This window comes from Stenomitos rutilans (genome assembly GCF_059505485.1).
On the sequence record NZ_JCACKR010000072.1, the window covers coordinates 1 to 23,381 of the forward strand.

General features: G+C 46.2%; 16 protein-coding genes. 5 read left to right on the forward strand and 11 right to left on the reverse strand.

Features of this window, described 5'->3' with window-relative positions; all coding sequences use genetic code 11:
* Positions 1–91: 91 nt before the first annotated feature.
* Together AC5JLP_RS12945 and AC5JLP_RS12950 are read right to left on the reverse strand one after the other, a co-directional pair.
* Entirely contained in the window at positions 92–2,455 is a 2,364-nt protein-coding gene (locus AC5JLP_RS12945) for an nSTAND1 domain-containing NTPase (protein WP_496068328.1), read from the reverse strand.
* Complete coding sequence (locus tag AC5JLP_RS12950; RefSeq protein WP_496068329.1) at positions 2,452–3,657, reverse strand: hypothetical protein; 1,206 nt, start codon at positions 3,655–3,657, stop codon at positions 2,452–2,454. The genes AC5JLP_RS12945 and AC5JLP_RS12950 overlap by 4 nt, the downstream gene beginning before the upstream one ends.
* Positions 3,658–3,975: 318 nt before the next feature.
* On the opposite strand from AC5JLP_RS12950, the gene AC5JLP_RS12955 reads away from it, so the two are divergent.
* Positions 3,976–4,158 (forward strand): hypothetical protein, encoded by a 183-nt coding sequence (locus AC5JLP_RS12955; protein ID WP_496068330.1) that lies wholly within the window; start codon positions 3,976–3,978, stop codon positions 4,156–4,158.
* A 169-nt stretch (positions 4,159–4,327) separates the two neighbouring features.
* Positions 4,328–4,495: a hypothetical protein gene (locus AC5JLP_RS12960; protein WP_496068331.1), complete on the forward strand. Its 168-nt coding sequence runs from the start codon at positions 4,328–4,330 to the stop codon at positions 4,493–4,495.
* Positions 4,496–4,509: 14 nt separating this feature from the next.
* Here AC5JLP_RS12960 and AC5JLP_RS12965 read toward each other — a convergent pair whose 3' ends face one another.
* From AC5JLP_RS12965 to AC5JLP_RS12975, 3 genes are read right to left on the reverse strand one after another with little or no spacing between them, the layout of a single operon-like run.
* Entirely contained in the window at positions 4,510–5,532 is a 1,023-nt protein-coding gene (locus AC5JLP_RS12965) for a hypothetical protein (protein ID WP_496068332.1), read from the reverse strand.
* Between the two features lie 11 nt (positions 5,533–5,543).
* Positions 5,544–6,467 carry a hypothetical protein gene (locus AC5JLP_RS12970; RefSeq protein ID WP_496068333.1) on the reverse strand — a complete coding sequence of 308 codons (924 nt, stop codon included), beginning with the start codon at positions 6,465–6,467 and terminating at the stop codon, positions 5,544–5,546.
* Between the two features lie 8 nt (positions 6,468–6,475).
* Positions 6,476–7,747: a caspase family protein gene (locus AC5JLP_RS12975; protein WP_496068334.1), complete on the reverse strand. Its 1,272-nt coding sequence runs from the start codon at positions 7,745–7,747 to the stop codon at positions 6,476–6,478.
* A 128-nt stretch (positions 7,748–7,875) separates the two neighbouring features.
* Between AC5JLP_RS12975 and AC5JLP_RS12980 the strand changes: the two genes are divergently transcribed.
* Positions 7,876–10,077 carry an NACHT domain-containing protein gene (locus AC5JLP_RS12980; protein ID WP_496068335.1) on the forward strand — a complete coding sequence of 734 codons (2,202 nt, stop codon included), beginning with the start codon at positions 7,876–7,878 and terminating at the stop codon, positions 10,075–10,077.
* Positions 10,078–10,090: 13 nt separating this feature from the next.
* Here the strand turns inward: AC5JLP_RS12980 and AC5JLP_RS12985 are convergent, their stop codons facing one another.
* The 5 genes from AC5JLP_RS12985 to AC5JLP_RS13005 all read right to left on the reverse strand — a co-directional run bounded on the left by AC5JLP_RS12985 (position 10,091) and on the right by AC5JLP_RS13005 (position 17,353).
* Positions 10,091–12,355 carry an NACHT domain-containing protein gene (locus tag AC5JLP_RS12985; protein ID WP_496068336.1) on the reverse strand — a complete coding sequence of 755 codons (2,265 nt, stop codon included), beginning with the start codon at positions 12,353–12,355 and terminating at the stop codon, positions 10,091–10,093.
* A 23-nt stretch (positions 12,356–12,378) separates the two neighbouring features.
* Entirely contained in the window at positions 12,379–13,203 is an 825-nt protein-coding gene (locus tag AC5JLP_RS12990) for a hypothetical protein (RefSeq protein WP_496068337.1), read from the reverse strand.
* Between the two features lie 10 nt (positions 13,204–13,213).
* The gene (locus tag AC5JLP_RS12995) at positions 13,214–15,880 is read right to left on the reverse strand and encodes an NACHT domain-containing protein (RefSeq protein WP_496068338.1); all 2,667 of its coding nucleotides are present in this window, start codon (positions 15,878–15,880) and stop codon (positions 13,214–13,216) included.
* 262 nt (positions 15,881–16,142) lie between these two features.
* Positions 16,143–16,814 (reverse strand): hypothetical protein, encoded by a 672-nt coding sequence (locus AC5JLP_RS13000; RefSeq protein ID WP_496068339.1) that lies wholly within the window; start codon positions 16,812–16,814, stop codon positions 16,143–16,145.
* 8 nt (positions 16,815–16,822) lie between these two features.
* Positions 16,823–17,353, reverse strand: coding sequence for a hypothetical protein (locus AC5JLP_RS13005; protein ID WP_496068340.1), 531 nt, complete (start codon positions 17,351–17,353; stop codon positions 16,823–16,825).
* Between the two features lie 567 nt (positions 17,354–17,920).
* On the opposite strand from AC5JLP_RS13005, the gene AC5JLP_RS13010 reads away from it, so the two are divergent.
* Complete coding sequence (locus AC5JLP_RS13010; RefSeq protein ID WP_496068341.1) at positions 17,921–18,934, forward strand: tyrosine-type recombinase/integrase; 1,014 nt, start codon at positions 17,921–17,923, stop codon at positions 18,932–18,934.
* A gap of 19 nt (positions 18,935–18,953) precedes the next feature.
* Here the strand turns inward: AC5JLP_RS13010 and AC5JLP_RS13015 are convergent, their stop codons facing one another.
* Positions 18,954–19,604 carry an XRE family transcriptional regulator gene (locus AC5JLP_RS13015; protein WP_496068342.1) on the reverse strand — a complete coding sequence of 217 codons (651 nt, stop codon included), beginning with the start codon at positions 19,602–19,604 and terminating at the stop codon, positions 18,954–18,956.
* A gap of 1,075 nt (positions 19,605–20,679) precedes the next feature.
* Here AC5JLP_RS13015 and cas12k point away from each other — a divergent pair.
* The gene (gene cas12k, locus AC5JLP_RS13020; RefSeq protein WP_496068343.1) at positions 20,680–23,280 is read left to right on the forward strand and encodes a type V CRISPR-associated protein Cas12k; all 2,601 of its coding nucleotides are present in this window, start codon (positions 20,680–20,682) and stop codon (positions 23,278–23,280) included.
* The last annotated feature ends 101 nt before the right edge of the window (positions 23,281–23,381 follow it).

Below are 23,381 nucleotides of genomic sequence, written 5' to 3' on the forward strand. Positions count from 1 at the left end.
GCTGCAATCATCAAGACTTTCCGCCGATAAGCCCTTACTTCTGTCAGTCAATCAGTCTTCCTAGTCATCTACTGGGCGATTCCCATACTCATTAGGATTTAAGGCGATCCTTCATTTGTTGCAAAAGGTCAGGTGGAGCGCCCCAGTTATACTTTTCAACGATGTCCTTGAAAACTTTCTTCCGAATGACTTGCTTTTCAGCAGCACTAGCATTGTTATAACGATCAACTAAATCTTGCGTCAGAACCTTGTTGGATATCTCATCTACGCTGTGATAAGTAGGAAAGGCGTTACGAGCTGTTTCAAAGTGATTTCTAGCATTTGCTAAATCTTCCTCTAGTAATGCTTGAAATCCTTTTATTTCGCTGGCATTAGCAGTTGTATCATCTAAGCCGGATGTTGCCTGTAATGTATTTTGTATTTGGCTACTAAGAGCAATCAAACTATCTGAAATTCGCTTAGTATCTCCCTTGGCTAGCTCTTGTTGAGTACGGTTTAGTTTACTTTGTAATTCACTTAATATTTTTCGATACTGCTGCTCTCTATATTGCGATTCTTCATTTGCCTCTTTTTTGTCTTTTTCAGCTTTTCTTCTGGCTCGTTCAGAATCAATACCTAGAGATAAATATATGTCCTTGTGGCGAGAAAAAGCATCCTTATCTTGCAAAGCAATATCTTTTTCTTTCTGAGTCTTTTCAAGCTGGTTTTGAGTCTTTTTAAGCTCTTTTCTAGTGTCCTGGTTAGCTAATGCCAACCAAGCAATAGAGCTACCTAGCGCTGTTACTGCCAGTGTGACAATCAGAATTTGTGTAAAGGATTGACGAATTTTGCGACGTTGCTCCGCCTGTTGGCTACGTCGCACAAAATTGATTTCCAATCTGTTTAGATCGTCGTATCGCTGTGCTTCTTCCAGAATGGCACCACGCAGCAGCAAATTGCGATCGCGTTCCCGTGACTGCCATTGCTCTGCTACAGCTCTCAGATGTAAACGTTGGCGAAGTCTTACCCGCTCATCGTCTAGCCAGCCAACTAACCGAGACCAGTTACGAATAATCGCTTCGTGTGCAACTTCAATTTGGGTATCTTCTGGTGTGTCGCCTTCTGTTTGACGAACTAATCGAGCCTGAATGAGCCTATCTAGAACTCGATCCACTCGATCGCGCGCCTCACTTTCCAGATAGAGGTCTTTACGTGCAATGCGGTTACTGGTTACTTCTAATCCCTCTGTGGGACGCACCATTCTAAGCAGAATACGTTTTGCTGTTTTTTGCTCTTCGTAGATTAGGTGGTCATAGAATTGGTCAGCACAGTTTGAGAGGGCTTGACGACCACCCCCCAACTCGGAATAAGCTTTCCAGGTGATTCGATTGTGTTCCCGGTTATCCCATAGCTTAAGTAAGGTAAATTGCAATAGAGGTAAAGCCGCAGGTTCTCCTAAAACGTCATTCAGTAGTGCATCAACCAGTCCATCCTCAAACTTAAGTCCTACTAACTCTGATGGTTTCTCGATTGTCTCTCGCAATTCACCAGCATCTAATGCGGTCATCCGAATGCTGGCTGATTCAAATGATTCTTTGAGTGTAGGAATGCGGGCAACTTGGCTCTCAAAGTCACTTCGCATTGTCAGAATCAACGTATTTCGAGCATCAGGGGCTTGGACAAAATTTAGTAAATTCCTAATTAGCGCCTGTCGAACTTTGTCCTCTTGGCAAAGAGTAAATACTTCCTCAAACTGGTCGATCACCAGCACAGTATGTTGGTGATCGGCTTGCTCAACCAGTTGCTTCAGATGATTTGGATTTTGCTGAAAAGCTGAAACTTGTTTGGGAATCCATTCTGTGGCAATCGCATCGGGAGGTTTCAACCGTCGAGCCAGAGCTGCTAATGGATCGGAACCAGGGACAAGCGGGGCGTAATAGAACCATTTCTGACTACCAGGTAGTGCGCCAGCTAGCAAGCGGGGTAACAAACCACCCAAGACTACTGAAGACTTACCGCTACCGGAAGAGCCAACGACGATGAGTAACCGATTGGTTTCCAGGTGCTTTAATAACTTATCAATCAACCGTTGCCGCCCAAAAAACAGATTTTGATTCTTCTCCCGAAATGCCTCCAGACCGATATAAGGGCAGAGGTCATCGCTTAAATCTGGGGCAAGGGAGGGATCAAAATCAATCAGAGTCGCCTCCGGTGGTTCCTGCCCTGCACGGTAGAGTAAAGAGCTCCAGTAATCCAGTAGACCTTGAGCTGCCCAGCGATCGTCCTCACTGTCTAACAGTGCACCTGTGGCACACCCTTTGTGAATCAACTGCTCTATGTCAGTTAGAAGCTCTGGCTCATTACCCCGCTCGCGGTGGCGCTTGAGTAAATCGCTATGAGCTGCTCTCAGTGATGCTAGAGATGGGAAGCAATCGCCATCCGCTTTTAGGTTTAGCGTGGTTGTCGCATTACTCATTCGATCATCCTCAAAACCGACGTTAACGGTTCACCCACCTCTCTCAGTTCGCCACAAAGCCTCAGTAAGGTGGCATCGACCTGGTAAAAGCGATCACTCGCGCGGCGACGATACATACGGAAGTAACGTTTAACCTTGATTGGATTTTGAACATCGAGCGCCATATCTAAATTGTGGCTATCCTGCTGGAAGTAAATAGTCCATTGATCTCCGGCAGGGTTAAACAAGATGTTTGTTCGTTCTTTGAGGTCAGCCCAAGACATTTCTAATTCAATTAAGTCTTTTTCCAAATTAGCCTCAATCCGGCGCAGTTCTAAATCCAGTTCTTGCCAGTAGTCATGACCAATAACCAGTGCCGCCAAGCGCTCGTTTAATTCGGCTAGAACTTCTACACCCACCTGGAACTGCTTAATTTTTTCCTGGTTCAGGTTTGACTTCGCTAGGCTCTCCCAAATGGAGCTCATAGCGTTCACGAGGGCTGGAAGCCTTAGGGTTCGAGCGGCTGAATTGAGATTGGTATTAATGCGAGAGGGTTGAATTGCCAGCACTCGGTTCAACAACCAGATGGTTCTCTGGAGCCGTCTGGTATCTAGTTCGTCAATTGCAACGTGCAATTCTACTTGAGCACGTTCGAGGTCTTTTAGCCACAGCACCTCATTCGTTGCAATGGTTTCTCGCTGTGCCACCTCTTGGACTTCTCTCAAAATTCTCTGCAACGTGAATTCATGATCGGTCAAAATGTCCAACGTGGTTTCATCATCTGGAAATCGCTTCGCTTCCTGAACAATGCCGCTATAGCATTGGAACTCAAGGGTGTGGAGCAGGTCATGTAGCTCTTTGTAATTGGCGATGATGTTGATCTGATCACAGGCTGCCTGAAAATCAACCCGAAAGGTAATTACGGCTGATCTTGCTTCAGAATGTTGCATTAACTCAGTTAAAGCATGCAGACCGAGGCTAACGGGATCGCTGTATTCTCGTTGCGGTAAACGTAGCTCCTCCCGAACGATCCGCTTGATGGTTTCGGGATCTGCCTGATAGACATCACCAATATGCACACCTTGCCCCTGCCCAACATTCACCCCAAACTTGCCCGACTGCTGCACAGACTGGTCAACCGAGTGAGGTTGCTGAGAGGCGTGGACTGGCTCAGAATCACCTAAAGCTTGCGTGACGTTTGGGGTCGTTTCTTCTAGCGGCATAGAGAGGTCACCAGGGGATTACGATCGTCTCTCTTTAATCATTCAACACCAAAAATTCAAATTCCGCTCGTTTTTTAAGCCTTAAGCCTGTCACCTCATGGAGCAGCCCAACAAAGCTTTGTAGCAAACAGCCTTGAGCTCTAATCCGATTCATAAAAAATCATTATCCTCGCTAAATTAGTTCTTTTGTACTATATAATTGTGAGATGAAGTCACTGCTCTGCTCAAGGTGCGTCTATCTCAGTGCTTTTCGTACTGATGTATGAACAACTGATTTGAATGATTCATCTAGACGTAACTTGATGGCGAGGCTAAAACATGGCTATTTTCGATTGGTTTAAGAATGACCTGGAAAGCATCGAAGCTCAGGGCTGTAAAGTAGATCCAGCAATCTCAAAGGTGACTAGAGACCATAATAGTCAGGCAAATGAGGCAGACCGCCTATTTCAGGAAAAACAAGCTCGCGCCAGGGAAGAGCGTAATTCGAGAAGAAACCAGTAACTTTTCAGCTTTCCTGTGTTCAGCAATATAGAATCCTCAGATGTTTGCAGAAGCTATTGGCAGTGAGCAAATGTCTGGGGTTTTGTTTTTTAAAGTAGTTAATTGTCCTGATTCTCCTTAGCAGAAATGTATAGCTAAGTGACCACTGACAATTAAAGAATCCTGTCTTATGGCTCCTAACGATCAATTTGAGCGAGATGTAGAGAGTTTGGTAAGTCAGGGGTGCAGTTTGGATCAAGCTATGGAGCTTGCAATGCAAAATTATGCTCATCTAGCTCTTCAAGCTGATGAGTTGTTGAAAATCCGACAGCGAATCGCCAGAAAAATGCGTCATTAGTCATATTAGAAGGGCTAGCAAGAATAAAGTGGTAGTCTCTTTACAAGATAATTTACATAGTCGTGTATCTGTTTCCTCACTTCTGTAGGCAAATGGGAAGGAATAATTGTCTCTTGAAAGAAGGAGAAGGCAAACTCATGAGTTCTTTGATCAAAAATCAAAGGAATATCAAATGAGTCCAAGATGCTATATCTTCCCCAAATTAGACAGTGGCTAATTCGCTCCAAAAGCTGCTCAATGGAAAAGTAAAAGTCATCAATCATATCTACTGAAGCAGCTTTCTGAACACTTGGGCATTGGGATAACGCGTATTTCCCCATACTTTTTGCAAAGTCGGTAATATTAAGGTTAAGCCAATCAGCTCCTTGCTTCCCATACTCTAAGTTAGTTTCAAATTTTCTGAGCAACTGAAGCTGCTTTTCAAGACAATCTGTTTGGCAATTTACATCATCCCTATGTAAATGAGGCTCTGCCAGCTCATGCTTAGATTTTAGCTTTAGAGTTCTTATTTTTTCCGTGAGCGCCAAGACGGACTGTTCAAGAAGCTTTCCAGCTATAATCTCAATTTCTTTCAATTCTCGGCTAGAACTACTTATAGCTTGAATCTTTCGTCTTAAAAGATTAAATTCATCTGTTGGTATTTTCGACAACTGTTTAAACTGCTGGATTTCCTCAAGAACCGCTAATTTTGAATTGATAAAATCTATATCCTGAACCTCTAAGGTTATTTTTCCTAGATGACCACTTTCCACGGCAGTCGAAATTGAAGAAAGGCTAGCCGTCTCTGATTGCTTAAATATTTCTAGGATATCTCGAATGTCTTCCACACTCCATCCTTGGTAACCACTATTAACGTAGTTGTTATTTCCAGTCAAAATGTTAGATTCAGCCGCATTACCCGCAATCGCTACGGCTTGTTGTCCTGCTGCAAGCGTTACTTGCCCAGATTGAATAGCCGCCGCCAAAGCTTGAATATCTGTTGGCGCTGGGATTCCGCTTTTGACTCGATCAATGATTTCCTGAAGTATCTCGGACATTGCTCACTCCCTTACTTCTTTTCAGGCTCTTCAAACGTTGGTTCTGGCTCCGTGAAACCTCGCCAGAGATAATCGGTCAGCGCTCGACCTGATGCCTGTTCCTCAGTCGGAGTCTTGGGTAGCTTCCAGCGTAAGGTCTTGTAGAGTGCGGTGCGATGCAAATCAAAGGCAGACTCTACCAGGTCGCCGTAAATGGCAGCAGCGTTTAGTAACCAGCGATATGCTAGGAACGCGGAAAGTAGCCCGATCGGGATCGCCCACCAACTCCAAACCGTCCAGACCTCAAATAGGATACTCCACACTAAAACACGCGCCATTGTGTTGAGTCTGGCTCGCGCTTCCATCAGTTCTGTTTTCACCTCGTTTGGTAAGAGCAGCCACAGCCGAGGGAAACAAATGACCGACTCTAACCCATACTTCTCCAGAGGACGGCGTTCTGCTGCCCGCAGAATGTTGCCTAATTGGGTGGGCATCAGGCGATCGCTCTGTGTCGGGGTTTGTTTCAATTGCCAGTCCAGTTGCACGTACTCGTCGGCTTCTTCCGGTGTAAGGTTCTCGATGCCCATGCTTGCCAATGCCTGAAAACGTTTCTCTGCCTTTTCAGCTTTGAGCTTCTGACCCTTGATTAGTCGTCGTCGCAACAGTTGCAGCCAACGGGGCCAGTAGCCTTCTAGCAAACGTAGGACGGGTAGCTCAAACTGCTGCACGGCGATCGCGGAAGTAGCAACCACCAGCAAGGCTACGATCAAGGTGGTTAAGGGTTGTACCAGCGTTTTCTGGTTCAGCCATTGCTCCAAGGTGTCCCAGTTTGCCTGAGAGTGGAGCACCCAGGACAAGAGTCCACCAAACCAAAAGACAAAGGCAGGCGTCAAGACCTTGGCAACCCACTCTTTGGCGAGGGTATCCCCCAGGCTCTCCAAAAATTTTGGCAGCATAGCAACTCTTAGGAGCGGTGAACGGGCACAAGCGCAACCTGATGGATGGAGCATTGGGGAATGGCTTGCCCAACCGAACGGCGCACCCAGGCGATATCACAATCCGGTTCGGGGCACACATATTTGGTGGCTGCCAGTGGTTGTGCCTGCCCTGGTAAAGGCTCAAATCCCTTCGCTGTGCGTGTCTGTTCTTCTTCCGACTCTTCTTCTCCAAAAGCCTCTGGTGTGCCAGACCCGTAGGTATCGCCGACCCGCAGTCCTCGGATGGAGCCTGCGTTGAGGTTGTACTTGCCTCGCTGCACGACATTCCCGCGACCCACGACATTGCCATCACCCGTCACAAAGCTACTGCCGCTAACGTCGCCACCTACGGCAATGCTGCGTTCCCCTGCTGCCGTTGTTACTCTGGAGCCAGCAGCGGCAGGCGGGGCTTTAACCGCATCCCATCCGCCTTCAGGTAAGCCTTTGCCGCCTTGCAGCAGGGCGATTTCAAAATCTTCTGTCTTGAAATCACACTGTGGGTCTTGATCTGCTTGCCACTCCGCACGGGCACTGGCTGGCACTGTCTCACCCAAGTGATTCATGAGATGGGAGACCTTGACAGTCGTTTCCCCAGCCTTGTTGGCTGCCCCACGTAAGGCTTCAATCAGATGATCCGTAAAGATGCTCATCGTTTGGTCTTGGCGAATCCAGGATTTCTGGGTGCCAGCACAGGAGGTAAAAACAGCCCTGCCCTTGCGCTGGGTGAGCGGATCAAATAAGCCTTTACTGGGAGCGAGAGCCACAAAACCCGTTGGCAGTTCCAACGCCAGCCCAGCCTCTTTAGACGTTGCCATCCCTTCGGCATGGCAACTGTCAATCATAACGAGCAACCGTGCGGCTGGAATTTGTTGCAGTGCTTCAGTAAATTCTGTGGCGGCAAGGGCTGACCCAGGCAGGTTAAACGGCTTGATGTCGTGTTGCACGAGGTAGTAGCGGTTTTGCGTCTGATCCAACCAGCCATGACCAGAGTAGTAAGCAACGACGGTTGCCTGAGGGTCTGAGGCTGCTTGTTGTTGGAGCCATTGCAGACCGTCCAGAATGCCTTGACGAGTGGCATTGCTGTCCGTCAGAGTGCGAATGTTGGTTTCTGGATAACCACAGAGGGCTGGATCAACCAGAATAGCTTGCAACGCCTTTACATCTTTGACGGTGACCGGAAGCGACCAGTCTGTCCAGGCAGACTGACCGACACCAATGAGGAGGGCATACCCGTGGGTAAAGGTAGCGGTTTGAGTCATGGCTTCATCTGGCTAGAGAAATTCACCTGGTTCCAAGATAGCCGCTCTCAACCCGTCTGTCTTGGGAAGCAAAGTTTTTTCCTTCAAGACTGCGGTATTCGTTACAGAAAGGTTATCTTATTGGAAATTTGCCCCTGGCAGCACTGGCAGCAACATTAGCAATGGGTGACTCTACAGGTTTAGAAGCCATTTTTGATCGACTTGAGGCAGGAAAACGTCTTAGCAAGCAAGACTTACAAACCTTGGTGACAGCCGTGCGATCGCAGCAGGTAACGCTTGCGACAGGCGATCGCGCAGTTGCCGTTGGTGGCAGTGCCGATGGTGCGGTGATTGTGACGGGCGATCGGAACTTTATTATTACTGGAGCTGATGCTGAAGCCATCCGTGAGTTGATGGGAACTCGCTCATCCACTGAGAGGGTATTATTGCAAGCAGTTAAAGAAGAAGTCTCCTCACGTTTAAAGCAATCGCTCCATAGTCAAGTTTTGATTCAACTACGAATGGAAGCACAACCAGGTAAAGTACAACGTCCCTGGGATTTGGATGTCAAAATTGGTGATAAACCAGCTGAGCCTATTCCAGATGATTGGGGCGTTTTGCAGGTGTTTGATGAGGCTTATGGCAAACTACTAATTCTGGGCAATCCAGGAGTAGGCAAAACGACAATGCTACTTGAACTGGCACGGGAATTGTGTGAGCGTGCCCAGCAGCAGGTAGAGGTTCCAATTCCTGTTTTGCTTAACCTTTCAACTCGTAGAAATAATCAGCAATCAATTCAGGATTGGCTAGTAATAGAGCTAAAGTCCAAGTATGGAATACAGAGGGATTTAGGAAAAAAGTGGTTCAAAGAGCAGAAACTTTTGATGATGTTAGATGGGTTAGATGAATTGGAGAGCACTCAGCAGGAGCTCTGTGTACAAGCAATCAACCAACTCATGCAAGATGAATATCGTCCTCAGTATTTGGTAGTGTGCAGTCGACAAGAAGAATACAACATTTATAAAATCAGGTTGCGATTAAACAAAGCCGTCTTACTTCACGAACTGACAAGTGAGCAGATTCAAAAGTATCTGGCAGACCTGAATCAAGTAGAATTTTGGCGAGAAATGCAGCAGGATTCAGCACTACTTGAGCTTTCACGCAATCCATTTCTGCTTGCTGTTGCGGTTTTGTCATATGAAAATTTAGCTTTACCAATGCAACCGCTAATGTCAACGGAGAAGCGACTGGGATTGTTACTAGATGCATATGTGCAGCGGATGCTGTTACGAAGAACTAATGATCTTAACTTTTTTAAGCAGCAGGCTCCAACGATTGAACAAACTCAACACTGGCTATGTCAAATGGCAAAACGAATGCAACAAGAGTCTCAAACTGAGTTTTTGATTGAGAGATTGCAACCTCACCATATAGAAGGCCACAGTGGAATCCTTACATATATATGGTTTGATTTGTTACTTAATGTACAGGTTGGACGTCCTTTCTATGGACTAACAGAGAAATTAAGAAAAAAATTTGGATTTAGCTTAAAAAGAATGCCAGGTTATCAGCTCATGCATAGCAACCTGGCTCTTGCGTTTCTAGCGGATTTTCTTGAATTCATATTTTTCTTGATTTACTACTTGCGTAACCAACCAACTCAGAGACTACGCGAGAATTTAGCAAGCTTAATGCTAACTGAAATTGCTACAAAGGAATTTATAGACGAAATAGAGATTTTTGACACCATGAAATTGTCATTGAATAAATTAAGAACAAGTATTCAAATAGTTGCATGGACTACTTCGGGAGCAATTTTAGGACTGTTTATTCAAAATCATCCCTCAGGGTCCTCAGGTTTTACTCTCAGCGTGGTTTTTGGTTTTTTATACGGCTTATGCTTTAGTTTCCGTAGTGGATTATGTATCTACTTATCCGTTTCAGATATAAAGGAAAGAAGTTTCCCTAATTTTAGTATCAATAGATTAATAAAGAATTGTTTGTATCTTAGTCTATTTCAGTTTGTCTTCTGGCTGTCTATTGGATTTGTATCTGGTTTGTTAATGACGATTTTAAGTATCAAGAATGGTTTGGTTCTAGGATTGATTGGAGGTTTATCTTGGGCTGGCTTTCGCTGTTTTAATTTTGTCTTAAATAATGGTGGCAAAGCCGTTATCCAACACTATCTTCTTCGATTTATTCTTCGGCAAGAAGGCACTATCCCAAACAATTATATTCAATTTCTTGATTACTGTACTGAATGTCTCCTTCTTCAGAAAGTTGGTGGTCGTTACCGCTTTATTCACCGTTTGTTACAGGATCATTTTGCGGCAATGCTCTTGGAGAAATAGTAACTTGCGATCGCTAATCTGAAATTTGGGTTTTTCGCTTTTCGATTTCGGCGATCGGTAATAGTAGTGTCTCCTCAATTTGCTCTCTGATTTCGTCACTACTTGAAGAACTAACATTCAAACAATCAACCAATAGCTTGTTGGCATTGTAATACTTACGCAATTTTTCTTGGTCTTTATTTTCAAACTCCCAGTCATGAACCCAACTTTCATATCCCTCAATAGCATTATAAAGCTCATCCTGCCAAGATTCTAATCGGACAAAATAATCGTTATCAGCTGTCTCATCGAGATCTCCTAAATCAAGTTGATCAATTGATCTCAGTTTTTGACATATGTGAATATCAAAAATAAGAGAACGAGCAATAGCAAAACAAACATTTCTTCGCTCGTACTCAGCTAGAGCTCTATCTGAAGATCTGTAGCAATCATCCGGGTCACACCCAAGCGAAAAAGACACGCTATCACGAAGGTCATTTGCAACACTTAGACTGTCATCAAGTCTCAGACTAAGGCTTTCAGAAAAATCATCATCAAAATCTGAAAAATAGAAAGCTCTAACAACTGAAGGTTTATAGGCACTTTCTATAGTTTGGGTATCTTGATAGACCCAAGACAAGAAAGCCTGAAACCTATCTTGATGTAGAAAAAAGTCAATCTTTTGCTTTATTTTACAAAGTAATTCATCCGCGAACTCTGCCATTTCGCTTGTCATTAGAAAAACTTCGTGCCAATGAGATATCCATAGATACTCAATCAGATTTTGCCAATCAGTTCGATCACAAAACCATTTTGCCGCCAAGTACTCTTGAAACGTCAGGTGTGAAAACGACCAAATCCCTGGCGCTCGTTTAATTAATAAGCCATGTTGCTGTGAGATCGCCCCCAACACGTCTCGACTTTCCTCAACCGAAAGCTGCAAATGCTCGACAATGTAGCCACAAAGCTCCGACTCCTCATACAGCACAAAATTTTCCGCTTGTTCAAACTTGCGAACCGCGACATAACTCAGCAACCGCTTTCGTTCCTCGGTGGTTAATTGATGATAGCGATCGCACCCCGAATCTCGACTGATGCCTCGTCCTTCATCCCACTGCTGCAACAGCAAATCCAGCCCATCTCGGTACAAGTCCGATCGCTTTTGCGGCAAGCCCTTCATGTCGTCGAAAATCCAGCAGGTCAAACTCAGCAACACCGGAGTCACTGCCAGTTCAGCAGTTTGAGGGCTTTCTCGCAGCTTCTCCATGAACTGGTTTTTCAACGCCATTCCTTGCTCCGACGTTCCCGCCATTGCCGTAAACCAATTCAACGCAAAGCACTCCACCTGCTCTGGCTTAAAATTCGCTACCTCCACTGCCTGAAACTGCTCCGGGATGTACTCCGTCGTCTGCGTGCGGCAGGTGAGAATGAAACGATTTTTGTCATACCGCTTCGCAAACTTTCGCAGTTCATGCTGCACCGCCTGCCGCAACGAACTGGGCACCTCATCCAACCCATCCAGTAAAAGCAATACCCGTCCCTGCTTCAGAAGCTGCTCTGTCTGGGACTCCTGCTCCAGTCCGAATTCCCCATGAAGGTATTGAAACAGACTAAAAGCTGCTTCATCGACATCTCGCAATTCCAGCAAAACTGGGATATAACCACCCAGAAACTCACCTTTGGCACAGCTAACTGCTAAATGGCGCAAAAACGTACTCTTGCCTGACCCTGGCTTGCCCAACACCATTAACCGGGGGAAGTCCTCACTCGCTGCGATCGCTAATCCCGGCGATCGCTCCCCTCGTTTACCCAAACCGAAGCGATCAAACTGCTCCCGCGCATCCTGCCCCTCCAACAGCCCTGGAATCGTTGCACGAAAATTCCGCACCTCCAGCACATAAACATCCACATACAGCTGATCCACCGCTAATTGCCGTTTGTTCAACAACTGAATCTGGCTGAATAGATTGAGAATTTTGGTTGAAGCCCGCGATCGCACCTGCTGAAGCAGTGCATCCAAAGGGATCGCTGCTGTTGGCGTTACGCCCAAGCGTTGGGTTAGGAGCGTTTGAATCGCGATCGCAGCCTCCCCTTCAAGCACAATCGTGCTGTCGATAATGTTGTAGCTGCCAGGGACAATCAGCGAATTCACAACATCGCCACCCACCCCAACTGCACCCTTGTCTGATGCCCAAGTGAACTGCCCCGTCTGAATGGCAGTAGCGATCGCCATCAGATCGGCTTCATCTCGGCTTCCTGCTAAGACACGCTGAACGGCTGCTTGAAGGTATTCTGACATCGATCCAGTCCAACGACTTTTTACTAAGGCACCAAGACTTGCTGAATCACAGTGCGTAACGGTTGCCAGACAACTTCGCCTCTAAAGTTTTCCCAAAAACTCGATGCCTTGTTGTAGTAAAGCAGCCGCTGTTGACTCAGTTCGTATACCACAGGAATCTCATACCACAGCAAGTCTACTCGGTGCCCAAAGGAGTTGGTTGTCTGGATTTCAACAGCCACTGTTTCCTCAACCTGATCGACCAGAGCGACTGCAAAGCAGAAATGCGTCGGCATCCGAAAGTTGTAAAACGCCTGACCCGCTGCCGCTGGGTTGACTTGTGCCCTCGCCCACTGTGAAGACTCATTGGAGAACGGTTTCAAGCCCTTCAGATTGATAAAAGCAAACTCAGAAAACAAAAAGAATGCCTCTCCACGCATCCCTAATCCTGGCTCAAAATCAACCATTCTGGCAATATAGTTGAAGCGTCTCCCCTTGTAGACTTCATCTTTAAGGATTTCTGGACTCCCCAAACGCTCCAACCGCTGTAGCGCGACTTCAAGATAGCGATCGCATTCCTGCCGCTTTTGACACCCTTTCGGCTGCACATATTGACCCTGCTTCGGTTGCCACCGTTGCAAAATGCGCTCAAGGGAGAGCGCATTTTCCTCCGGCAACAGAATCACCTGGTTGTTGTCTCCAGCTACCATGACAGAGTTTGAGACATTGCCATCGATAGCGATCGAGCGGTCCCCCGTTACAAGCACCAGCTGACCACTCTGGAGGGCTGCCGCGATCGCCTGCAAATCTGCCTCATCCCCTTTACCAGCAACGACTCGTTGAATAATCTCTTGAATCTTCTCAGTCATGGCCAATTCCCTAAAACCGAGTCTGGCGAACAAAGCTTCCAAAGCCAAAAACTCTTGTCAAATCATCCTTTAGCCAGGAATACGCCAATGCTGTAGCCGGGCTATGGCTAAAGAAATGTTCTCTCGATAAATAGCTATTACGGGGAAGGTATCTAATCCACATAGTAGACTTTGGTCTGAGGAAACTAAGTTGCCTTAAGGCAGATTCCATGCGCTCATGCTCGCTTTCGTATATGTAGTCTTCGCTGATATTAATCTCAACGTCGTTAGGCTGCCCTTCAGGAAGTGCTTCCAGGAACCAGTAGAAGTCTGGAGGATCTGTACCAGCGAAACCTTGACGAAGCGTAGGTGAAACATTGCCGACAAGGCGAGCAGGGAGCATTGCGGCTATTTCTAAACCTGGCTTGAGTGCTTGAAACCAGGTTTCGATCATCTGCTGGTAAAGATCGAGTGCGGCTTTGTAGATTTCTTGAATACGTGCGCTTAATTGCTGCGGGCTATACAGCTCCCACAGCCGCTGCCCCTGAGGTAAATCTGGACCAATCCAGGGATAACAAAGCTCTGATGCTTTCAAACCTTGAAGCCGGGTGATTTCTTGGCGGAGATGCTTGAGGTAGTACTTCTGCTGTTCCTCACTGTCAGCGGCAATGTCACTCAACACAATCCAACAAGTTGCCGCTTGATCTTCAATGAAAGCAAGTGGTGCTTCCAGCTCAACTAAGGGGATTCTTTCTAATCCCCACCACTTTTGATGGTTGTAACTAGCTGTTTTTCCATGCCGGATAATTGCCAGAGCTGCTCGCCAAGCAGCTTCCCGGTTCAGCGATTCGTTTTCGACTAGTAGTGTCGGTCTTTCCAGCCTCCTTTCCAATTTGCTGACGAGACTACTCAATGTCCAACGCCATGCCCAAGCTGTTTCTCCACCTGGATGTGAGCTGCTACCGCTTAGCCAATTGTCTCGTTCTCTCGACATGGGGCTGGACCAGCCAGATGGTAGTAAAACAATCGCTTCCAAGGCCTCGCTTCCTCTATACCAAGCAGCTTCGAGGCGAGTGCCATCTGTCTTGACACCCAACGATCGCACTGCACCATCCTCGCGAATCGGTGCAATCAGTGGAGCTAAAGGTCCAAGTCCCTGCACCCAGGCTTTCATAGCAGTTTGAATTTGCTCACCACATGCTTTGAACGGCGGTAATGGCGTTTCTCTACCGCCCCAGCGCGTGGAAGCCTTGAGAATAATTTCAGCCGCAAAGGTTGGATAGTTCTGAACAATAGGTTGCAGGAGTTTGAACACAATCTCCTCACCAAAGGACGCAATGGCTATCGTTAGGGGATAGCGCCAATTCTCAAGCTGTTGAGGATGAGTGACCAACGCTTCAACTTTGGATGGGTTGTCTGCTAGACTTCTTGCAGCAAACCATTCTGTCAAAATCTGTAGGGGAAAGGAAAGTAAGCCACGAGATCGTTCGACGACGAGCCTAGAGCTTAAGAGCGGTCGCAATGCGCCTCCTGTGGAATCTACATCAGTGGCTCGAATCCAACCACCACCGCGATCAATGGATAAACTTGCGAGTTGCTTTAAAAATTGGTAACACGTACTGTAGTCGGCTTTAACTTGCTCAAGCGCATCTTCAACAAACCAGGACAATAGCTCGCCTGTTGATCGGGGAGACTGGACAATCCCTTTGCCCAAATAGCGTGCCAGGATTAGAGCAAATAGGGGACGACGAATTGCATCTCGCAAGGATTTAGTCCAGCCAGAACAAATCATTGCTGTTAATTGCAGTTTGGAGACTCGTTCAATTAACAAATGAGCCTTTAGCTCTGATAGAGGTTGAACTTGTAGTTGCTGTATTTGGCTACTGTCTTTTACATCATCTGTAATTCGAGTCGGTCTACTGGAAATGACCACGGTCGTGTTTCGCCAGTTTGTTGCCAGAAGACAGGCTTTGCCCAAAATCTGATTTGCCAGCACAGAATCTACCTCATCAAGTCCATCTAATATGACGATTGCTCCTTGTGTCGCTGGGTCGCCCAAATCACTAGCAGCACTTTCCACAACTTGCTTGAGGGAAGTCGCCTGCTTCCACTCACCTGATTCCAAATAAATAGGGATGGGAGCAGCTTCATTTTCCTGAGCCTGTTTGATTACCTGTTGAAAAAGCCGTTGTGCAAGCAGCGTTTTACCAATGCCCAACTCGCCAACCAGTAGAACGACCGCTCCAGAGACAAGGCTCAACTCGTCGGGAAGAACGCCAATGGAAGGATCATCTGCAAGGTTCGTTGCTTCATCAATATCCAAAAGTACAGTCCAGAAACGCTGAATGCACAAGTCTCGGGAGTTCTGATATAGCTTCTCTAGACGGCTCAGACGACTAGACAGCGCTTCTTCTTCAGTCGGCGGTTTTGGAGCGATCGTCACTCCTTGCCATGCTTGCATGACTTCCAAGATGACCTGTCGCATCTCCTCAACACTTGCTCCCTGATGAATCACAATCCGGTTATTGTCACCAGGTACAATTACTGCCTCATTAGCACTACCACCCACTGCAACAGAGCGTTCTCCAAACGCTAAAACTTGCCCAGCCTGAAGTGCAGCCGTGATCGTCTTCCAAGCAGCCTCATCTTGACTGTCTGCCTCTATCCGCTTAACGACTGCTTGAAGGTCCTCTCGCATAATCCCAGTCAACAATTCTTACCCTCCATCATGCCCTGCCTAGAGGAAATCGTTGAGGAAGTCTCTCTGCTTTTAGCGGTATAGCCCAACTTTTGACAGTTGACTCGACAGCTTTATACGCGTTAGCGGAGTTGGCTGAAGGAAATATCCTCTAGCTTGAAGTAAATGAAACCCTATCCCAGGTAGAACAGCGGTGATATCTGTTGCCTGCCCATCTAATTAATTGCCGCTAAGAGAACGGGCGATCGAGGCAATTGCCTGATCAATTTAGCGTGATCCAAACATCACCAGTGCTGTAGAAATCGCCTCGTTGCTCTAAGATAAACTCACCCAGCAACAGTCCTAATACAACCTCAACCCACGGCATCCCTAACCCAGAGCATAGGTCTGGCAGGCAAACAGATTCTGCTGGCGCATGTTCTCGTAGCCATTGCCTGATCGCCATTGACCACTTGACGGGATCTTCCTCGCCTGCCAGCTGCCGCATCATTTGATCAGGGTCCGGCTCCGCTGCCATCTGGTCAAGCATCTCTAGCAGAGACACTTGTTCTACGACTGCTGCAATGGAGTCAGTTGCTTGAGGCTGATGGTTTCTCTTGCTGCGCTTTGATACGGGCTGCTCAACGAAGACATCCAGGTCAATCGACATTGACTGCCGAAGCCATTTGTCTAGTGCCTCAGCATTTAAAACTGGTAAAGAAGATTCTGGCGCTTCATGAGTTGCCTCCCACCTTGCCAGCAAGCAATCGGCTTTCAACGCATACACTACCGAAATTTGTTCGATCGCCTTGCCTGCTGCATCGAGTTGCTGACTTTCTGGCAATTGCGCGATTGCCCAATCAAAAAGGTGACAAAGCCGTTTGAGGTCAGCCGATTGTGGGAGTGCAAGAGCATCCTTAAGTGCTTGCCATAGGTCTTGTTCCAGTGGTTGCATCACCATTATCAGCCTGCGGAATTGCTGAGTGACGCCGCTTGAAACGGATTGGCGACAGGACACTCAAAAATATGACGGTGCACCTTGGCGGCAAAGCGGTGAAACTTCTTGCCCTGGTTGTATGGTTCAGCAAACCGTCTGGAAAACTCGTCCAGGATCAATGGCAGCAGGACCGCTACTTCATCACCCCGTTTACCGTAGCAAAGGGTCGGAACCATCTGCTCTTGTAGTGCCGTCCCCACCCATAACTCGGCTCCAATGGCATGGACGGGTGTTTCGCCAGATTTAAAGGTGGCAGGCTGTTCGCTGTAGATCACCAAAATTATGGCAGACGAGGCTTGGTGAGGAAGCGCGAAGGGCGCTGACTGCAAGATGCTTCGCTTCGACTTGTAGAGAATGCGACGAGTGGTGTTGCGATCGCCCCGCTTGAGATAGTGCGATCGACGCTTATGGCAAAGTTCCCGTTCGTCCGTCCAGCACGAGCGCTGCCGCGCTTGCTCAATCGTGAGTTGAGCGCACTCGATACATTTACGATTCACAGGTCTCGCCATTGCCCACCGCTTCCCCATGCACGATGACTCTCTGGCTCTCAGTGTAAGGAATACGGCTGTTACAGGCTACCGCACAGCAAGCGCTCTCAACGTACTTTGCATGACCGCTAAAGTCGGCGGCTTACGGCTAATTTAGTCAGAGTTTCCTTAGATACGGATAATGGTTAATTATCTTTAGCTTATAGATGCTTGTAGGTGGACTACAGAGCCTAAAACTCATTAGAAAGTGCCCTCAATGGCTTTCATCAAGAGAGCTAACACGACTACTACAGCTCTGGTTTGGAAGATTTACTAGGATTACTCACTGCCTCAAACTTCTTAAAACGAGTAGTTTGGTAAACGCCTCCACAACTTCGCTTCAATGGGCAGCAAGGCTAAGCAGTTGCACTACTATTGAGGTGGTTTTGTCTAAATCTATGGCGGTTTATGGACACTACCAATCTAAATTTCTTTAAACTTCCGAACCCGTCTATCTCTCTCACAACTACTACCCGGCAATTACAAAAGCCCCTCCACGCTAACCTCAAAGAACCTCCTGCAGGAGATCTACGGTGGATGCGAGTTGAGCAATGGTTAGCCGCCAAATCTTTAGCAGCAAATACTAAGCGCTCCTACATCAAGGAGCTAAAACGCTTTTGGCACTGGACAGAGAAGCCGTGGAATCAGATAACAACCTGGGACGTGACGCGGTACAAAGACTATCTAGAGAAAGCAACGGTTCACGATACGAAGACTGGCACAACAAAGCAGCAGCTATCCACAAACTCTGTGGCGCTAGCTGTGCGATCACTCAAGAGCTTCTTTGGCTGGATGCAGCATGCCTGCTACATCACAGAAAATCCTACGCTTGCCGTGAGTGCGCCAAGTGTGCCAGAGCCAGAATCAAAAGAACTTACTGATGCTCAGGTCACAATGCTTTATGCTGCCTTGGAGCGACGCGGTCATCTGAGGCTGCGCGATACAGCACTGTTGGCTGTGCTGAGCCACGGCTTACGTGCAGAAGAAGCCAGCCACTTGAATGTTGAAGATTACGATGGCGATCGCCTGCATATTCGGAAGGCAAAACATGGCTCTACTGGCAAAGTGCCTGTAGATAGAGCCGCTCAAACTGCAATTGATACCTATCTGGAGTGGCGACGTGAGCAGGGCGATCGGTTGGTAGCGGATACACCTTTATTCATTAATTACTCCCGTAACCCCAGTGTGCAAGGCAATCGGCTCAGTTACGACGGCATTTATTTAGTGGTAAGGCAACTTGGTCAACTGGCAGTCGAGGTTGCGCTAGCGCAACTTTCAGAGAAGCCTGAAGATTATAGCGTCGAGGATCTCGTAGGATGGGAAGTAGCTGCCTTAGCACAGATTCATCCTCACCAGTTGCGCCACACCTTCGCCTCTAATCTAGTCTTAGGCGGCATGGATGCTTACTTAGCAATGGCATTAACTCGGCATCGTTCCCTGTCTGCCTTCCGACGCTACAGCAGCAAAGCACGAGAGCAACAAGCAGAACGTGCATTTCGCCAGATGCGTGGAGAAGTCCCTAATGACAGTAATGCAACTAACGCAAAATAGAAGCACGTCCGTATAGCTTCTACGAATATTCTTTGCCAATCCACACAACCTGCCCCAGAATTTCCAGCTTTTCAATTGGATGTAAAATTGGCTCGTAGGCGCGATCATCGCTGATTAACTTAGCCGTATGCCTATCTATGTACTGCAACCTTCTTACCATGTCTCTAGAATCTTCTAACCGAATATAGTAGATTCCAGATCCAATCTCTCTTTTGCTTAAGTCAACGATGATCAAGTCACCAATCCCTAGGGTAGGCTTCATTCCCTGATCAGATTCGATTTGAATCACTTCAAGGTTGGCAGGGTCGCCACCAAATTTTTGACTCAAGAGCCACTCCGCTTCAAAAGAAATTACTGCTGAGCCCTTTAAACGAACCGTATTATTCACCTTAGAGCTGCCATTAGTTGAATGGTCAGAGTTTAAGGGTGCTGTCTTACCCTTGAGTAACCAGTCTAAGGAAACTTCTGCCGCATCTGCAATTCTCACCAATACTTTTGAAGTTGGATCGCTTTGAGCATTGATGTATCTATAGATTTGCCCCTCCGATAGACCTATTTTCTCAGCCAGTGCCCTTTTTCCTCCCAAACCCTCAGCAACTTGAGCGATTCGTTGCCCAAGTTCCTTCTGGAGTTCTTTTCTATCTTGCTCGTTAGGCTCCTGACTTCGCATACTAAGTAATAAGTAATACAAATACTCTATTCATTCTGCCTCTGAAGATTTTCCAGGGTAGTTGACTTTATTTACACATATGCTATACTTTTGCCATGGTTTTCGCAGATACGAGAGCCATGGCAAGCAACGAGGCACCTAACATACATTAGATGCTTGGTTCTTTGCAGAAAATGCGAACAACACAACAGTTCAGTTTTCACAAACTGAAAAACGAATCAATTAAGTTCGTAGCTAACTCGCTTTAGCGTCTCTCAGATATGTAGGACTTACCCACAACTGTGACGACATAGCGCCCATTTTAACCTTTCTGCGTGTGGTGTGACTAATCACATCTCAAGTTACCGAATGCTTGGTTAACAAGGCTTAATTCCTTGTCAAAACTTTAGCCGTGGGTATAACTACTCTGCTTAGGTAACCTCTGCGGAATTGACCCACTTCCCGGCGGTAGAGGCGTAGATTTCGCCCATCCTCTCAAGTCTTCCATATAGAGGAGACATAAGAGGGTGCTGAGAGAGGTCTAAGCAACTAAAAACGTCTAAATCAGTAATTTAAGAAAGGTAAGAAAAAATGCGTAGTCACATTTGTACTATTTCCCTCGTAAAAGCATATAGAGTGCTGCTTCCTGAGCAGAATGCTGCTCCAAGGTAATCCAGTTTATAGGCGGATTGCTCCATGGGGATGCACACAATGGGACATCTTCTGTTCGCTTCAGGGGAAATCTTTTTGACCAAAAGGGCAATACAAGCATTTGAAAGAAACAACGTTGATTACCGTGATTATCTCGTTCAACATTGTTCTGGTTGCTGGGGGGAAGTAGGTAATTACTCAGAAATTAAATTGTCCGAGACGGAGATTCAGAAAGGATGTATGGAGGACGCTGGAAAACTCAACGTGTTGCTTCTGAAGCGTAAAGAAAATGGCTCGATTATGAGCCGCTATAAGTTAAGCGATAGCACCAAAATTTGGATCATCACTGTACGTGATTTCTGTAGAAATAAACACTACACAACAATATTGCTTCCCTCTGAGTACTAGCTTGATTTCTGAATTTTAGTCAAAACAGGTCATATCTATGAGTTCCTCAGAAAAACCCATACCTTTTGAGAAAGCTATGCAGACTATTTTGGCACTCCTAACGATAGATCAAGACAGTCGCCAGTACCTCTGGAATATGTGCATTGCATATACGCTCCTTATCAATGAAATCTTTCAGAGAGTAGCCCAACATCCTAAATTTCTGGAATGGCTTAACCAAGGCAAGCTTCCTATAGGCATTGTGAAGTTGATTTGCAAGAAGCTAGAGGAAGATGAGTTTACAGGGCTTCCAAAACGCGTATATGTCTCTGCTATTTTACTGGTTTCACATACTTTCAAAGCCTACTTTGCAATGCAAAGTGATCTCCAGCTCAAGCTTAAGGGAAAGCAACGATGGCTGGAGGTGATGGAAACAGACCTTGAGCTAGCCAAAAATACCGACATTACTTCTGACTTGATCCGCGTTAGAGCTGCAGAAATTTTGACAGAAATAGAAGCTCAACGAAGTTTAAGTAGTAATCAGCAGGATAGACAAAGCGAACCTCAAGAGCAAAATAATAGCACGTCTCTAGCTTCTAATTCTCTCATGAGCTTTTTGTTTAAGAAGTGGGACATTGCTGAAAGTTCTCTAGAGCGTCGCGCCATTGCTCATCTCCTTAGAAATGATTGTCAGGTGAATAGCGAGGAGGAAGACCCAGACAAACTTTCTCTACGCCTTGAAAGGAAGGAAATTGAAATTCAGCGCTTAGAAGATCGGTTGAAGAGTAGACTACCAAAGGGACGTGATCCACTAGGCGAACGATCGCAGCAATTTCTAGAAGAAGCGATCGCCTTTGCTGAGCATTACTCATACGTTATTCAGAATTGGTTTTGGCTTAAGTGGCACCAAACCATTCTAAGCAGACACCCCGCAGACGCAGAACGCTTGAACTATTGGACTCTCTTTCTAATTTATTATCGCTGGAACAATGCCGCTGAGTTTAAGGCTTGGGAACAAGATTTATCAAGGCGTGCTGCTAATCTTCAAACCAGCTTTTCGTCTTTGCCATATCCTCTTCTCTTTGAGAGTACTGATGATCTGTACTGGTCATGGGAGAAAGAGGAAATAAAAGACCAAACACGAGCTCAGAACCAGAGTACTAGCAAAAACTGTAAAAAAGATCTGAAGCAAAAAAGGCATCGGACTCGCAAGAGAAAAAGGCAACTAGAGAAGCGAATTTGTGTGAGCTTCAAAAGCAAGGGATTAAAGTGCTTTCGATTCAAACTTTACTGCGATCGCCGTCAATTACCAGTTTTTCGCCAGTTCGTTACTGATTTTGAGACATACAGAGCGCTCCCCAAAGAAGATAAGTTCTCGATTGGTCTATTTGCGCTGAGATCAGCCCATCTATTGTGGAAAGAAGATAAACAAGGATTAGAGAGAAAGAAGCATTGGCGATTGCAAAATCTTTGGCTGAAATGGTATTGCGCAATGCTACACAATAGTAGTCTGGAAGGCGAAATCATGGATTCATGGTGCAGAAGCCTTATCTATCTCGAAATCAGTATCAGATTACCCTGGAAGACACATCGTTTACATCTTCAATGCACCTTCGATCCACGCCTATTATTAGCTGAAGGAACAGAGGCGGTGCGGCAAGAAAAACTCACTCTGGTTCGTAAGAAGCTTGACAACTTAGAAAAATCCTTGGAAATTTCTGAAAAGCAGATCCAAAGCTGCCAAAACAGTGAAGCTCAAAGTATCGACAATTTAACTGAGTCAGAAGAATTGGCTGAGCCACCCAGTGAAGAAGAGAAAAATCAGAAGCTGATTAACCGCCAAAAGGCAAGAATACGTATTCTATCTACTTTGGATCGCTTGGAGAACTCTACACCGACTCGTCCTAGCATGATTTCCTATAACGGAAACTGCGATATTGTTGCTAGTGTTTGTTTTAGCCGTCTTAACGTTATTGGGATAGCAGTAATTAACACGCGATCACAAACTGTGCTGGCATACCAGAATCTCCGAACTCTATTAACTAATCAGCGTACCGAAGTCTTAGAGCGACGGGCAGTAAAAATTACAAGTAGAAAAGGACGAACCATTGTGAAGCACTCCGCAGAACACCCTGCAAAGTTTAAGGCTAGGAGAAAGATTAAAGTTCAAAGAAAGGCTCGGCGAAGCGTTGTACAGCTTAGTTTGGAACAGTATCGTTTGTTTAATCGGTGGCAAAATGAGCAAAGAAAGAACTTGAGTGGGAGAAAAGAGGAGCAAAAAAGAGGTTTATACGCCGAAAGTAGGAAAGAGTCAAACCAAGCACAGTATCTCAACAGACTCATAGCTAGAAGACTCATACAGTTATGTCAGAAGTGGCAAGTAGGCAGCATCATTCTGCCAGATTTTGGAGATTTAAGGGAAAGCGTTGAATGCGAAATCCAAGCTCGGGCAAAAAGAAAGTTTCCCGATGACAACGTCAAGCTTCAGAAACAGTATGCTAAGCACTTACGCATGGCGTTTCATCGGTGGAATCACAAAGGATTGTCTCAGGCTATATGCAGTTGTGCTGCCTCAATGGGCATTCCAGTGAAAACTGGACAACAACCTAGTCAAGGGACACTGCGAGAGAAAGCCCTAGCAATGGCGATCGCTGTATAACCCTGTCCTCACCTAAATGATTCACCCTTGTACCTTGACAATTTAAGAGAGACTTCATGGCGCGCTGCTTCGGCAGCTAAAAATACTGGGTCAGTTTATTT